This window comes from Bradyrhizobium sp. AUGA SZCCT0182, from assembly GCF_018130185.1.
In the GTDB taxonomy this organism is placed as follows: domain Bacteria; phylum Pseudomonadota; class Alphaproteobacteria; order Rhizobiales; family Xanthobacteraceae; genus Bradyrhizobium.
The window spans coordinates 180509-194841 of the sequence record NZ_JAFCLY010000006.1 but is presented as its reverse complement, the minus strand read 5'-3'; the positions used below and the strand labels follow the sequence as shown (position 1 = coordinate 194841).

Here is a 14333-nt window from a genome sequence, read left to right as displayed (position 1 = left end):
GATTCGTGGGATGCGCTGCCCCAGCTGCAACAGTCTCGATACGCAGGTGAAGGATTCGCGCCCCACCGAGGATTCCGCCGTGATCCGGCGGCGGCGGGTCTGTATCGCCTGCAATTTCCGCTTCACCACCTTCGAGCGGGTGCAGCTGCGCGAACTGACCGTGATCAAGCGCAACGGCCGCCGCGTGCCGTTCGACCGCGACAAGCTGGTGCGCTCGCTGCAGATCTCCTTGCGCAAGCGCCCGGTCGATCCGGAGCGCGTCGAGAAGATGGTCTCCGCCATCGTGCGCGAGCTCGAAAGCGGCGGCGAAGCGGAGGTTTCCTCGGAAGCGATCGGGGAGATCGTGATGGAGCATCTGCGCCAGCTCGATGACGTCGCCTATGTGCGTTTTGCCTCGGTCTATCGCAACTTTCGCGAGGCCAAGGACTTTGAAGCCGTGCTCGGTGAGCTGTCCGGCGAGGAAGACGCACGGGTCACCGCGTTGCGCAAATGATCTTCCGCATTCTGGAAGACCAGTACGCGCAGAAATCCAGAGAGTCCAAAGCCGCGGACGCGCGCTTCATGCAGCTCGCGCTTGCGCTCGGCCGGCGCGGGCAGGGGCGCACCTGGCCGAACCCCGCCGTCGGTGCGGTCATCGTCAAGGACGGTGTCATTGTCGGGCGCGGCTGGACCCAGCCCGGCGGCCGGCCGCATGCCGAGCCGGACGCGCTCAAGCGCGCCGGTGAAGCCGCGCGCGGCGCCACGCTCTATGTGACGCTGGAGCCGTGCTCGCATTTCGGCAAATCGCCGCCTTGCGTCGATGCCGTGATCGCGTCGGGCATTGCCCGCGTGGTGTCGGCGATCGAGGATCCCAATCCGGAAGTGGCGGGGCAGGGCCACGCCAAATTGCGCGCCGCCGGGATTATCGTCGATGTCGGCCTGAATTCCGCGGAAGCAGCATACGACCATGCCGGGCATTTCCGCCGCATCCGCGACAAGCGCCCGCATGTGATCCTCAAGCTGGCGGTCTCCGCCGACGACAAGATCGGCGCCGCCGGCCGCAAGCCGGTCGCCATCACGGGCGAGGCCGCAAGGATGTGCGTGCATCTGCTGCGCGCGCAATGCGATGCGATCCTGGTCGGGATCGGCACCGTGCTGGCCGATGATCCGGTGCTGACCTGCCGGCTGCCGGGGATGGAGCATTTGTCGCCGGTACGGGTGGTGCTGGATCGGAGCTTGCGGATTCCCGGTACCAGCCGTCTGGTGCAGACCGCGCGCGAGACGCCGCTCTGGGTCATGACGTCGGATCTCGCCGAAGCGCCGGCGGCCATGAAGCTCGGCGCGGCGGGTGCGCAGGTGATCCGCGTCGCCGCGTCAAGCGCGCCGCCGGGGCTGGATCTGCCGGCGGTGCTAGGCGCGCTGTCCGACAAGGGCATTTCGCGGCTGATGGTCGAGGGCGGGGCGCGCGTCGCGTCGTCCTTTGTAACGGCGGGGCTGGTCGACGAGGTCTGGCTGCTGCGCGGACCCGAGGCGGTCGGCGCGGGCGGCATTCCCGCGCTGGACGCATTGCCGCTGTCGGCTCTCACCGGGTCGCCCGCGCTAAGAGTCCGTGCTAGCGAAAGCGTGGGCCAAGATACTCTCACGATCTACGAGCGCGCTTAAATGTTTACCGGAATAGTCACCGATATCGGCGAGATCGCCAGCCTGACGCCAACGGCGCAGGGGCAGTTGCACCGCTTGCGGATCGCATGCCGCTATGACCAGAAGACCATCGCCGATGGCGCCTCGATCGCCTGCAACGGCGTCTGCCTTACCGTCGTCGGCTCCGGCGTCGAGGACGGAAAGGCCTGGTTCGATGTCGATGCCGCGGCCGAAACGCTCGGCATGACCACGGCGAAGCATTGGGCCAAGGGGACAAAACTCAATCTCGAGCGCGCGCTGAAGATCGGTGACGAACTCGGCGGTCACATCGTGGCCGGCCATGCCGACGGCATCGCCAGCATCGTCAAGCGCGACGATCTGCCCGATATGGCCAGGTTCGAACTGCGCACCACGCGGGAACTGGCGCGCTTCATCGCCGTCAAGGGCTCGATCACGCTGGATGGCGTGTCATTGACCGTGAATACGGTCGAAGACGTGGTGTTTTCGGTGCTGATCATTCCCCATACGCTCAGTGTCACGACATTGGGGGGCTGGAACGCTGGCAGCGAGGTCAATATCGAGGTCGATCTGATGGCCCGCTACGCGGCGCGGCTTTCGGAAATGAAGTGACAGTGTAACGCACGGCGCTTAAAACGCCGGCCACCCCCTCATGGTGAGGAGGCGCCCTTGCCGTCTCGAACCATGAGGCCACAGACGGGCCCACATCCTTCGAGACGCGGCCAAGCGGCCGCTCCTCAGGATGAGGGATAAACGACACGGAAAGATTCTATGGCAGACGCACGGCGCGCACCCCTCAAAGACCAGACCGACATCACAGGCGCGCGCGCGCTGATCGTCGAGGCACGCTTCTACGACGATATCCAGGATGCGCTGCTGGAAGGCGCCGTCGCCGAATTGAAGGCAGCCGGTGTCACGCATGACGTCATCACCGTGCCCGGCGCGCTGGAAATCCCCGCCGCGATCGCGATCGCGATCGACGCCGCCGAGCGCAACGGAAAGCCCTATGACGCCGCGATCGCGCTCGGCTGCGTGGTGCGGGGCGACACCATTCATTTCGAGATCGTCTCGATAGAATCCTCGCGCGCGCTGATGGACCTTGCCGTCGCCAGAAAGTTCCCGCTTGGCAACGGCATCATTACGGTCAACACCGAGGCGCAGGCTTGGGCGAGGGCGCGCGCCAGTGAACTCAACAAGGGCGGCGACGCCGCCCGCGCGGCGCTCGCGATGCTGCGGATCAAACGCCGGCTGGCAAAGGCCTGACGATGGCAGACAGCAAGAAGCCCGCTCCGAAAAGTCCGGACAAGAAAGCCAACCGGCGCGGTGCGGCGCGGCTCGCCGCCGTGCAGGCGCTGTACCAGATGGACATTGGCGGCGCCGGGATCAACGACATCTTCGCCGAGTTCGAAAGCCACTGGCTCGGCAACGAGGTCGAGGGCGACAAATATCTGCCGGCCGAAGCCGCGTTTTTCCGCGACGTCGTCTCGGGCGTGGTGCGGGATCAGGCAAAACTCGATCCCCTGATCGACGACGCGCTGTCGAAGGGCTGGCCCTTGAAGCGGATCGACGCGATTTTGCGTGCGGTGCTGCGGGCTGGATCCTATGAACTGGAGCATCGCAAGGACGTGCCCGGCCGCGTGGTCGTGTCCGAATATGTCGATGTCGCGCACGCCTTTGTCGAAAAGGACGAGACCGGCATGGTGAACGCGGTGCTGGATCAGATCGCGCGCCAATTCCGCGCCGACGAGTTCGCGCGTGGCTAGCGCGCCCGCGTCCGGCGAGGACTCGCTGATCGCGCGCTATTTCAGGCCGATCGCGACCGACCCGGGCGCCTTCAATCTGGACGACGACGCGGCGGCCCTGAAGCCTGATGGCGACGACATCGTGGTGACGACGGACGCCATCGTCGAAGGCGTGCATTTCCTCCCCGACGATCCGCCCGACACGGTTGCGCGCAAGGCGTTGCGGGTGAACCTCAGTGATCTCGCGGCCAAGGGCGCGGTGCCGGCCGGTTTTGTGCTGACGCTGGCGCTCCGCGATACCGACGAAGCCTGGCTCAAACCGTTCGCGGCCGCGCTCGGCGAGGACGCGGCGCAATTCGGCTGTCCGCTGCTGGGCGGCGATACGGTGTCGACATCAGGGCCGCTGATGGTCTCAATCACCGCGTTCGGGCGCGTGCCGTCAGGCAAAATGGTCCATCGCAGCGGCGCCAAGCCTGGCGACCGGGTGCTGGTGACCGGCACGATCGGCGACGCCGCGCTCGGGCTTGCCGTGCTCGGCGGCGGAAAGGTCCATGCCGCGGTCAGCGATATCGCCGCGCGCGATCTGCTGATCGGGCGTTATCGGGTACCGCAGCCGCGCGTAGTGCTCGCGGAAATCGTTCGCGACCATGCCAAAGCGGCGATGGACGTGTCCGATGGGCTCGCCGGCGATCTCACCAAGCTCTGCGGCGTGTCCGGCGTTTCTGCTGCGATCGATCTGGAATCGATTCCACTGTCGGATACCGCGCGCGATCTGGTGTCGCGTGGCATCGTCGGAATCGAAACATTGATCGCCGGAGGCGACGATTACGAAATCCTGTGCACGGTGGCGGAAGACCGCGTCGATGCGTTCCTGCAAGCCGCGCAGGGCGCCGGCGTGGCGGTGAGTTCCATCGGAACCGTGGTCGCTGGAACTGGTGCGCCAATATTCCTCGACGGGCAGGGCGGTGAAATCGTGCTGAAACGGCGCTCTTACAGCCATTTTTGAGCGTCGCAGCGCCGCCTGCGGGCCTTTATTTGCAGCCGGCCATTGCAATTTCCCGGAAAATCTATAGTTGTTCGCGCATTCGATTGCCGCCGTGCCTTTTTGAACGCGCCTGTTAGGGCATCTTCCAGAGACATCGTCGATTGGATTTGAATCCGCGCGATCGCCGTGCGGAATGAAAGCCTACGTGCTTTGGAGAATAGAAAATGGCTACGGGAACTGTGAAGTGGTTCAACGGTCAAAAGGGTTTTGGATTCATTCAGCCGACCGACGGCAGCAAGGATGTGTTTGTTCACATCAGCGCCGTTGAGCGCGCCGGCCTGACCGGTCTGGCCGAAGGTCAGAAGGTCGAGTTCGAACTCAAGACCGACAAGATGCGGGGCAAGGTAAGCGCAGAGAACCTGTCGCTGGCCTAAGGCCTCGAAACGGTCGTTTCACGGATGTACTGAAATGGATCGCGGGCCCGCTCAATCCCTTCGAGGATTGGGCGGGCCCATGTATTTTCAAGCCGAGTAGTTTCAGGCCCATATATTTCTTGGTCGCTATTTGGGCTTGCTGCACCCGCAGGATCGCTGTCGGCAGACGATTCGAAAGTCCGCCCCGCGGGCGCCTGACAGGCCTCGGATTTTCCGCCGGACGGTCCAGCCGCCAGCCAGGCCTCGGCACCGGCCGTCGTTCCCGGGGATTCCTTTCAAAAATAGACGGTTTCTGGCCTCCGCGGCGTTGCGCCGGGGAAACGATTTTGGCAAGGTCCCGGCGATTTGAGGGGCCACCCTTCTGGGCGGGGAAGGCCTCCTTTTTATGCGCTTGCCGCGCTCGCGGTGTGGCGGGGGAACATCAAGGTCTGAGGCAAATTCAATGACAGCATTATGGATGATTGTGCTCTGCGGAGCGCTTTCGATTGTTTACGCGATCTGGGCGACGGCATCCGTGATGAAGGCGGACGCCGGCAATCCGCGCATGCAGGAGATCGCAGCCGCGGTGGCCGAGGGCGCACAGGCCTATCTGAAGCGCCAGTACATGACGATCGGCATGGTCGGCGTCGTGATCTTCGCCCTGCTGGCTTATTTCCTCGGCATGCTGGTTGCGGTCGGCTTCCTGATCGGCGCGGTGCTGTCGGGCGCCGCCGGCTTCATCGGCATGAACGTGTCGGTTCGCGCCAACGTGCGTACCGCGCAGGCCGCGACTACCTCGCTGGCCGGCGGACTTGAGCTTGCCTTCAAGGCCGGTGCGATCACCGGCATGCTGGTGGCTGGTCTCGCACTGCTCGGCGTCACCATCTACTTTGCCTATCTGACCCAGATGCTGGGCCTGAAGGCCAACGACCGCGTCGTGGTCGACGCGCTGGTCGCACTCGGCTTCGGCGCCTCGCTGATCTCGATCTTCGCCCGTCTCGGCGGCGGCATCTTCACCAAGGGTGCGGACGTCGGCGGCGATCTCGTCGGCAAGGTTGAGGCAGGCATTCCCGAGGATGATCCGCGCAATCCCGCCACCATCGCCGACAACGTCGGCGACAACGTCGGTGACTGCGCCGGCATGGCCGCCGACCTGTTCGAGACCTATGCGGTGACCGCGGTCGCCACCATGGTGCTGGCTGCGATCTTCTTCGCGACCTCGCCGCTGCTGGTGAACATGATGACGCTGCCGCTCGCGATCGGCGGCATCTGCATCCTCACCTCGATCGCCGGTACCTTCTTCGTCAAGCTCGGCGCCAGCCAGTCGATCATGGGGGCGCTCTACAAGGGCCTGATCGCGACCGGTGTCCTGTCGCTCGTCGGCGTTGCCGGCGTCATCTACTGGCTGATCGGCTTCGGTCCGCTGGCGGGTGTGAAATACACCGGCATGGCGCTGTTCCAATGCGGCGTCGTCGGTCTTGTCGTTACCGGGCTGATCATCGTGATCACCGAATACTACACCGGCACCGATTATCGCCCGGTCAAGTCGATCGCGGCGTCGTCGGTCACCGGTCACGGCACCAACGTGATCCAGGGCCTCGCGATCTCGATGGAATCCACCGCCGGACCGGCGCTGGTCATCATCGCCGGCATCCTCGTGACCTACAGCCTTGCCGGCCTGTTCGGCATCGCGATCGCGACCACCACCATGTTGGCGCTGGCCGGCATGATCGTGGCGCTCGACGCCTTCGGTCCCGTCACCGACAACGCCGGCGGCATCGCCGAAATGGCCGGTCTGCCGAAGGAAGTCCGCAAGTCGACCGACGCGCTCGACGCGGTCGGCAACACCACCAAGGCGGTCACCAAGGGTTACGCGATCGGCTCGGCCGGTCTCGGCGCGCTGGTGCTGTTCGCGGCTTACAATGAAGACCTCAAATTCTTCATCGCCAACGCCGCGAAGTATCCGTACTTCCAGGGCGTGCTGCCCGACTTCTCGCTGAACAACCCCTACGTCGTGGTCGGCCTGCTGTTCGGCGGCCTGCTGCCGTATCTGTTCGGCGCGATGGGCATGACGGCCGTTGGCCGTGCGGCCAGCGCGATCGTCGAGGAAGTGCGGCGTCAGTTCCGCGAAAAGCCGGGTATCATGCAGGGCACCGACAAGCCGGATTACGGCCGCGCGGTCGACCTTTTGACCAAGGCGGCGATCAAGGAAATGATCATCCCGTCGCTGCTGCCGGTGCTGTCGCCGATCTTCGTCTACTTCGTGATCTATGCGATCGCGGGCGGCGGCGCGGCCGGCAAGTCGGCGGCGTTCTCGGCCGTCGGCGCCATGCTGCTCGGCGTGATCGTGACCGGCCTGTTCGTCGCGATCTCGATGACCTCGGGCGGCGGCGCCTGGGACAACGCCAAGAAGTACATCGAGGACGGCCATTACGGCGGCAAGGGCTCCGACGCGCACAAGGCGGCGGTAACCGGCGACACCGTCGGCGATCCCTACAAGGATACGGCCGGCCCCGCCGTCAACCCGATGATCAAGATCACCAACATCGTGGCGCTGTTGCTGCTGGCGATCCTGGCGCACTGAGCGGCGAGAGGCCCGATCAAACAAAAAACCCCGCGGTGCGAGCCGCGGGGTTTTTCTTTGGAAGCCTGAGGTCTTTCATCCGTCATTGCGAGCGAAGCGAAGCAATCCATAAGCAGCGAACGCGGAAGTGGATTGCTTCGTCGCTTGCGATCCCTTGCGCAAACGCTTCGCGTTTGTCGCAGGCAATGACGGTTGCCTCAGCCCGCGTCCATCTGCAGGCCTTCCTGCTTGATGATGGCGCCGAACTTCGCGGTTTCCGCCTGGGTGAAATCGGAAAATTGCTGCGGCGTGCCGTAATCGGTGCGTGCCCCGATCTTGGCCATGCTTTCCTTGATGTCGTCGCGCTCCAGGAACACCTTGATTTCCTTGTTGAGGGCATCGACGACGGGAGGAGGGCAGGCCTTGGGCAGGAAGATGCCGAACCAGGACGAGACGTCGAATTTTGCCAGCTCCGGCCCGGTCTCGCGCACGGTAGGAATGTTCGGCCCTGACGGACTGCGCTCCGGCGTCGTCACCGCCAGCGCGTTGAGCTTGCCGTCCATGACCTGCGGCAGCGTCGGAAAGAGATTGTCCGACAGGATCTGGATGTCGCCGGCCAGCGCCGCCTGCAGCGCCGGCCCGGCGCCGCGGAACGGCACATGCACCATCTTCAGTCCGGTGAGCTGCAGCAGCCAGGCCATGGTGAGGTGAGGGCTCTGCCCGATACCTGAGGAACCATAAGTCAGCTTGTCCGGATTGGCCTTGATGTAGGCCACCATGTCCCCGATCGACTTGACCGGCACCGAGGGGTGCGCCGAGATGATGTTGGGAATCCGGATCAGGTTGGAGACCGGCTGCAACTGGTCGGCCTTGTAGGTCATATTCCGGAAGATGCTGTAGGCGATGGCGTTGGGGCCGGGATTGCCGACCAGGATGGTGTGCCCGTCGCCCTTCTGGCGGACGACTTCAGCGGTGCCGATGGTGCCGCCGCCGCCGGAGCGGTTCTCCACCACCGCGGACTGGCCCCAGGCCTTCTGCAAATGAGCCGCCAGCAAGCGTCCCATCACGTCCGTGGTGCCTCCCGGCGCGGCCGGCACGATCAGGCGGACGGTTTCGGTGGGCCGCCAGTCGGCGCCCAGGCTGCTGCGCGGCAGAATGGCCGCGGTGGAGAGCGCGGCGGCTCCGGTCAGAATATGGCGGCGGGAAAAAAATCGGCTGGTCACTAGGTCACTCCCTGCGGGGTTGTTGTTTTGCAGGCGACCGTAGGCAGCGCGCACGCGCAGGGCAAGCGGGCGACTTGGCGCAGGGGTGTTCGATATCGTTCCCCGGATGCTGCACAGCGCGCCACCCTTGTGGCGTGGTGCGCTGCTGATCCGGGGTCTACGCATTGGGTCCCGGCTCTGCGGAGCAGCACGAGGGTGCTGCACCGCGTCCAGGACACGAGGGTATCAGTTAAAGCTGAGCAGCTTGAACAGCGGCGTCAGGTAGCTGAGCTCCTGGCCAGAGGTCGGCGTGGTGCGGCTGATGAAGTCGAAGATCTTACCGTCCTGCAGCCCGTAATTGGCAAGCCGCTGCACCTGGCGATTCTTGTCGAAATAGATCGCGATCACCCGCTGGTCGACGACCTGCTGGTTCATGAAGGCGACCTTCCGCTCGGAGCGCTGCGAAATGTAGTAGAACACCTCGCCGTTCAGGGTCGCGACGGTGGAGGGCGTGCCCATCACAATCAGCACCTGGTCCTGGCTGGCGCCGATCGGGATTTGTTCGAGCGCGCCGGGGGGCAGGATATAGCCCTTCTGGAATTGCTCGCCGGTGCAGCCGCCGAGTGCGGCGCAGAGCAGTGCCACGGCCGCAAAGCCGCGAAAACCGCGCCAGCGCGCCGTCAGGCGGCGCGGCGAGGGCGCGCATGAGCGTGAGTGGCCCGTCTCGGTCATTCCGGAATCGATCCCGTCCCCTTGCATCGCGCGAGGCGTTGACGTACCGGGCAGCACGCAGGATTGCAACATGCGCGGGCGCCCGAAGCTGAAACCCTGAAGGCTGAAACCTTCATGGCGGAAACCTTTGGGGCTCGCATGCGGAACCCACAATGCTTTGGCCGTTCAATCACTTCAGGAAACCCCGGTCCGCCCCGCGCGGCACCATTGAAGCCATCTATGGCATGATCGTGACGCAGGCGCGAGAACCGTTGTTTTATCGGGACTTGGCGGTCCCGGACACGGTTAACGGCCGTTTTGACCTGCTTCTGATGCATTTGTGGCTGGTATTGCGGCGGCTCAAATCGGTCCCGGCGGGCAAGGCGCTGTCGCAGGCGCTGTTCGACCATTTTTGCAATGATATGGACGATAATCTGCGCGAACTGGGCGTCAGCGACCTCAAAGTGCCGAAAAAGATGCAGGCCTTCGGCGAGGCCTTCTATGGCCGCACCGCGGCCTATGATCTGGCGCTGACCGAGAGCCGCGAGGCCCTGGCGCAGGCGCTGTGCAAGAACGTCCTCAACGGTGAGAACATCGAAAAGGCGCGCCAGCTCGCAGCCTATGCCGAGGCTGTCATGGCGGCGCTCGACCGGCAGGACGAGGCGGCGCTGGCCGGCGGCACTTTCAAGTTTCCTTCGCCGGAGCAAGCCGGCGCACAAGCATGAGCAAACGGCGATGACCAGGAGTGCCATGATCGAGAAGCCGGACCCGTGGCGCGTTCCCGTCGCGGTGGAGAAAGTCCCGGACACGGGTCTGCATCGCGACCTCGAGGCCGATCAGGCCACGCGTGTTGCGGTGGCGGAGATGGGAAGCCTGCGCGAGGTGCTTATGCTGCAGGCCTCGTTCGATGTGACGCCCAAAAGCGGCGGCCGCTTTCAGGTCGAGGGGCGCGTGCGGGCCCGGATCGGGCAGACCTGCGTGGTGACGCTGGAGGAGATGGAGAGCGATATTGACGAGCCGATCGATGTGATCTTCGCGCCGCCGGACCAGATTCCGGAGATGGCTGCACTGGTCGACGAGGCTGAAGAGAGCGACGAGGACACGCCCGATCCGCCGGAGCCGATCGACAACGGCATCATCGATCTCGGCCGGCTTGCGACCGACGCGCTGTATCTCGCGGTCGATCCATATCCGCGCAAACCGGACGCGGTTTTTGAACCGTTGGTCGAAGCCCCTGATCCCGAGGATCACCCATTTGCGGCGCTCAAGGCGCTGAAGGTCACGCCAAAAAAGTCGGGCGCAAAGAAGCCCAAAGACAAGTAACCGACACTTAAAGTGGCCGGTGAAGCAGGATTTCACTTGATGTGGCTATGATGCCTCATCAGGAATCTTGCATAAGCTGTTGAGTTTGCTAATATTACGCTGTATTCCCGATTGCGGGCGGTGCTGGGTCCCATTCCCCAAAGACCGTGGTCAAGAGGTTGTGTCAGAACGGGGACACGCTATTGTCGCGGCCCGGCGGGGGCGATAGCGATGCGCTCCGCCGAGCACCGCTTCGGCGGATGCTTCCAGCGCGCGGCCGGGCTCTAACAGGGCTGCAAGAGATCAGGTTTCCGGGACGTTCATGCCTCAAAAGGTTCGAATCGCGCTTGACGCCATGGGTGGCGATGTCGGCGCATCGGTCATCATCCCCGGCGCTGCAAGGGCATTGGCCCGGCATCCCGACATCGAGTTTCTGCTGTACGGCGACAGCGCGCTGATCGAGGCGGAGCTCGCCAAGTATCCGGCTTTGAAGAAGGCCTCGCGTGTGACCCATACCGACGTCACCGTCGCCATGCACGACAAGCCGAGCCAGGCCCTGCGCCGCGGCCGCAAGAAGTCGTCGATGTGGTTTGCGATCGACGCGGTGAAAGAGGGCAAGGCCGACGTCGCCGTATCGGCCGGCAATACCGGCGCGCTGATGGCGATGGCGCGTTTTCATTTGCACACCATGCCGGGGATCGACCGCCCGGCCATCGCCGGCGTGTGGCCGACCAGCCGCGGTGAGTCCGTCGTGCTCGACCTCGGCGCCAGCATCGGCGGCGACCATCATCACCTCGTGGCGCTGGCGGTGATGGGCGGCGCGATGGCGAGCGTGCTGTTCGGCAAGCCGCGCCCGACCGTCGGCCTGCTCAATATCGGCACCGAGGAAGTGAAGGGCGGCGAGGAGATTCGCGCCGCCTCCGAGCAGCTGCGCGCGATGAACCTGCCCGAACTCGATTATATCGGCTTCGTCGAGGGCGACGGCATCGGCAGCGGTGCGGCGGACGTGATCGTGACCGAAGGCTTTTCCGGCAACATCGCGCTGAAGGCCGCCGAGGGAACCGCGCGCCAGATGTCGGAGTTCCTGCGCAGCGCCATGGCGTCGAGCTGGCGCTCCCGGATCGGCTATTTGTTCGCCCGCAACGCCTTCAAGGCGCTGCGGCACAAGCTCGACCCCAACAAATCCAACGGCGGCGTGCTGCTCGGCCTCAAGGGCGTGGTGGTCAAAAGCCATGGTGGAACCAACGCCGAAGGCTTTGCTTACGCGGTCGATGTTGGCTATGAGATGGTCCGCTGCGATCTCCTCACCAAGATCAATCAGATGCTTAATCGCGACGGCAGTGCGCTGGCTCAAGCGCAAACCGCGCAGGAGGCTGTCTCGTGACTGCTAAACGTTCGGTCGTGCTAGGCTGCGGCTCTTATCTGCCGCGGAAGGTCCTGACCAATGCCGAACTGGCGGCCCGGATCGATACCTCGGACGAGTGGATCGTGCAGCGCACCGGTATCCGGCAGCGCCACATCGCCGCAGACGGCGAGTTCACCTCGCATTTGGCGATCAATGCCGCGCGCGCCGCGCTCGACCATGCCGGCGTCGATGCGCAGCAGATCGATCTGATCGTGCTGGCGACCTCGACGCCGGACAACACCTTTCCGGCGACCGCGGTCGCGGTCCAGCACGCGCTGGGCATCAATCATGGCGTCGCCTTCGACCTGCAGGCGGTCTGCTCCGGCTTCGTCTTTGCGCTGGCGACCGCCGACAATTTCCTGCGCTCCGGCTCGCACAAGCGGGCGCTGGTGATCGGTGCGGAGACGTTCTCGCGCATTCTCGACTGGAGCGATCGCGGTACCTGCGTGCTGTTCGGCGACGGCGCCGGCGCCGTCGTGCTCGAGGCCCAGGACCAGCCCGGCAAGCCGACCGACCGTGGTATACTGACGACTCATCTGCGTTCCGACGGACGCCATAAGTCAAAGCTATTTGTCGATGGCGGGCCGTCTTCGACCCAGACCGTCGGCCACCTCCGCATGGAGGGCCGCGAAGTCTTCAAGCACGCGGTCGGCATGATCACCGATGTGATCGTCGATGCCTTCAACGCCACCGGGGCTTCCGCCGAGGAGATCGACTGGTTCGTTCCGCATCAGGCCAACAAGCGAATCATCGATGCTTCAGCGCACAAGCTGCATATTGCGCCGCAGAAGGTGGTTCTGACCGTCGACCTGCACGGCAATACGTCGGCGGCGTCGATCCCGCTGGCGCTCAACGTCGCCGTCAAGGACGGACGCGTCAAGAAGGGCGATCTGGTGCTGCTGGAAGCGATGGGTGGCGGCTTCACCTGGGGTTCCGCGCTCGTCCGCTGGTGAGGTATAAGTAAAATACCCGACAAAGTGGTTGCGCTGTTTCATGCGTGTGCATGATGGTCGCTGTTGACCATTGCGTGCTAACCTCATAATTTCAGAGAATAAATTGTTCGCCGAGAGTGCGGGGCAGGCGATGACCGGGACAGGAAAAACAGTCACACGCGTCGATTTGTGCGAGGCGGTCTACCAGAAGGTGGGCTTGTCGCGAACGGAGTCGTCTGCGTTCGTCGAACTCGTTTTGAAAGAGATCACCGATTGTCTTGAGAAGGGCGAGACGGTGAAGCTGTCGTCGTTCGGCTCGTTCATGGTGCGCAAGAAGGGTCAACGGATCGGACGTAACCCGAAGACCGGCACCGAAGTACCAATCTCTCCGCGACGCGTGATGGTGTTCAAGCCGTCGGCCATTTTGAAGCAGCGCATCAATGGTCACGCGGTGACGAACGGCGACGCCAAGGACGATTGAAGCCTTTGTGAGTGAAGCCGATACCGGTTCGCGTCAACAAAACGCGTGAAGATAGTCAGGTTAAGCGTTTAGAGTTTCTCTTCATTCTCTTGAGCTGAGAGGAGCTAAGCATTTGGACAAGGCGCCGGATGCGTTCCGTACCATCAGCGAGGTCGCGGACGATCTCGACATTCCCCAGCACGTGCTGCGATTTTGGGAAACGCGATTCACGCAGATCAAGCCGATGAAACGAAGCGGCGGGCGGCGCTATTACCGCCCCGACGACGTCGACCTGCTCAAGGGCATCCGCCGCCTGCTGTACGGCGAGGGCTACACCATCCGCGGCGTGCAGCGGATCCTGAAAGAACACGGCATCAAATCGGTGCAGGGTCTTAGCGACCAGAACTCCGCCGTCTCGTTCGGCGCGGTCGAGGAGGCGATCGGCCTCAGCCTGCAGGAGCCGGAAGAGGGCGCAGGCTCGCTCGCCGGATCCGATGACGACGATTACGAGGGCGAAGCCACGGAAATCGACTACCGCTTCGTCGATACCGATGAGGACGGTATCCTCGCCCCCTTTGGCAAGGGCAAGGCGGCTGCCGTGCCGGGCCCGGTAGGCGGCCCCGACCGCGAACGCCTCGAACGCGTGCTGCAGGACCTGGTGGCCTGCCGGCAATTGCTGGATAACGCGCTGAAGGACGGCTGAGGGCAGGGCCGGAACCGGCGCCAGAGCGTTTTCGAGTGAAAGCCTGTCCCGCACTTGATGCGGGATGGACCCCGGTTCGCGTGAAGAAAACGCGTCAAAACAAAAGACCAGGCGGGTGGTTCGGGGCCGATTCCGGCTCGTTTGCGGGTCGGATCGCGCGCCTTGCGCAGGGCGCCGATCGCAGCTAATGGAACGGCATCGGAGCGTGGCGCAGCCCGGTTAGCGCACTAGTCTGGGAGACTAGGGGTCGGAGGTTCAAATCCTCTCGCTCCGACCA

General features: G+C 64.0%; 16 protein-coding genes and 1 tRNA gene. 15 read left to right on the top strand and 2 right to left on the bottom strand.

Annotated elements, in window-relative coordinates:
* The first annotated feature begins 10 nt into the window (after positions 1-10).
* From nrdR to JQ611_RS09625, 8 genes are all read left to right on the top strand, one after another.
* Positions 11-493 (top strand): transcriptional regulator NrdR, encoded by a 483-nt coding sequence (nrdR, locus tag JQ611_RS09660; RefSeq protein WP_192733576.1) that lies wholly within the window; start codon positions 11-13, stop codon positions 491-493.
* Complete coding sequence (gene ribD, locus JQ611_RS09655; RefSeq protein WP_212465308.1) at positions 490-1641, top strand: bifunctional diaminohydroxyphosphoribosylaminopyrimidine deaminase/5-amino-6-(5-phosphoribosylamino)uracil reductase RibD; 1152 nt, start codon at positions 490-492, stop codon at positions 1639-1641. The genes nrdR and ribD overlap by 4 nt, the downstream gene beginning before the upstream one ends.
* A complete protein-coding gene (locus tag JQ611_RS09650; protein WP_212465307.1) occupies positions 1642-2250 on the top strand; it encodes a riboflavin synthase in 609 nt (202 codons plus the stop codon).
* Positions 2251-2409: 159 nt separating this feature from the next.
* Entirely contained in the window at positions 2410-2901 is a 492-nt protein-coding gene (gene ribH, locus JQ611_RS09645; RefSeq protein ID WP_212465306.1) for a 6,7-dimethyl-8-ribityllumazine synthase, read from the top strand.
* Between the two features lie 2 nt (positions 2902-2903).
* Positions 2904-3401, top strand: a complete 498-nt coding sequence (gene nusB, locus JQ611_RS09640; protein ID WP_192733572.1) for a transcription antitermination factor NusB — start codon at positions 2904-2906, stop codon at positions 3399-3401.
* The gene (gene thiL / locus JQ611_RS09635; protein ID WP_212465305.1) at positions 3394-4386 is read left to right on the top strand and encodes a thiamine-phosphate kinase; all 993 of its coding nucleotides are present in this window, start codon (positions 3394-3396) and stop codon (positions 4384-4386) included. Before nusB ends, thiL begins: the two co-directional genes overlap by 8 nt.
* 203 nt (positions 4387-4589) lie before the next feature.
* A complete protein-coding gene (locus tag JQ611_RS09630) occupies positions 4590-4799 on the top strand; it encodes a cold-shock protein (protein ID WP_192733570.1) in 210 nt (69 codons plus the stop codon).
* Positions 4800-5241: 442 nt separating this feature from the next.
* Entirely contained in the window at positions 5242-7362 is a 2121-nt protein-coding gene (locus JQ611_RS09625) for a sodium-translocating pyrophosphatase (protein WP_212465304.1), read from the top strand.
* 197 nt (positions 7363-7559) lie between these two features.
* On the opposite strand, the gene JQ611_RS09620 is transcribed toward JQ611_RS09625, so the two are convergent.
* Entirely contained in the window at positions 7560-8564 is a 1005-nt protein-coding gene (locus tag JQ611_RS09620; protein ID WP_212263617.1) for a tripartite tricarboxylate transporter substrate binding protein, read from the bottom strand.
* 225 nt (positions 8565-8789) lie between these two features.
* On the bottom strand, positions 8790-9275 hold the full coding sequence (locus JQ611_RS09615) for an outer membrane protein assembly factor BamE (RefSeq protein ID WP_212388358.1): 486 nt from the start codon (positions 9273-9275) through the stop codon (positions 8790-8792).
* A 152-nt stretch (positions 9276-9427) separates the two neighbouring features.
* On the opposite strand from JQ611_RS09615, the gene JQ611_RS09610 reads away from it, so the two are divergent.
* From JQ611_RS09610 to JQ611_RS09580, 7 genes are all read left to right on the top strand, one after another.
* Positions 9428-9979, top strand: coding sequence for a ubiquinol-cytochrome C chaperone family protein (locus JQ611_RS09610; RefSeq protein WP_212388360.1), 552 nt, complete (start codon positions 9428-9430; stop codon positions 9977-9979).
* A 10-nt stretch (positions 9980-9989) separates the two neighbouring features.
* The gene (locus tag JQ611_RS09605; RefSeq protein ID WP_212388362.1) at positions 9990-10577 is read left to right on the top strand and encodes a DUF177 domain-containing protein; all 588 of its coding nucleotides are present in this window, start codon (positions 9990-9992) and stop codon (positions 10575-10577) included.
* Between the two features lie 301 nt (positions 10578-10878).
* Entirely contained in the window at positions 10879-11940 is a 1062-nt protein-coding gene (plsX, locus tag JQ611_RS09600; protein WP_212263613.1) for a phosphate acyltransferase PlsX, read from the top strand.
* Positions 11937-12914 (top strand): beta-ketoacyl-ACP synthase III, encoded by a 978-nt coding sequence (locus JQ611_RS09595; RefSeq protein WP_212263612.1) that lies wholly within the window; start codon positions 11937-11939, stop codon positions 12912-12914. Before plsX ends, JQ611_RS09595 begins: the two co-directional genes overlap by 4 nt.
* Positions 12915-13044: 130 nt before the next feature.
* The gene (locus JQ611_RS09590) at positions 13045-13374 is read left to right on the top strand and encodes an integration host factor subunit alpha (RefSeq protein ID WP_192734233.1); all 330 of its coding nucleotides are present in this window, start codon (positions 13045-13047) and stop codon (positions 13372-13374) included.
* Between the two features lie 112 nt (positions 13375-13486).
* On the top strand, positions 13487-14056 hold the full coding sequence (locus JQ611_RS09585; RefSeq protein WP_212465302.1) for a MerR family transcriptional regulator: 570 nt from the start codon (positions 13487-13489) through the stop codon (positions 14054-14056).
* A 199-nt stretch (positions 14057-14255) separates the two neighbouring features.
* Positions 14256-14333 (top strand) — tRNA-Pro (locus JQ611_RS09580).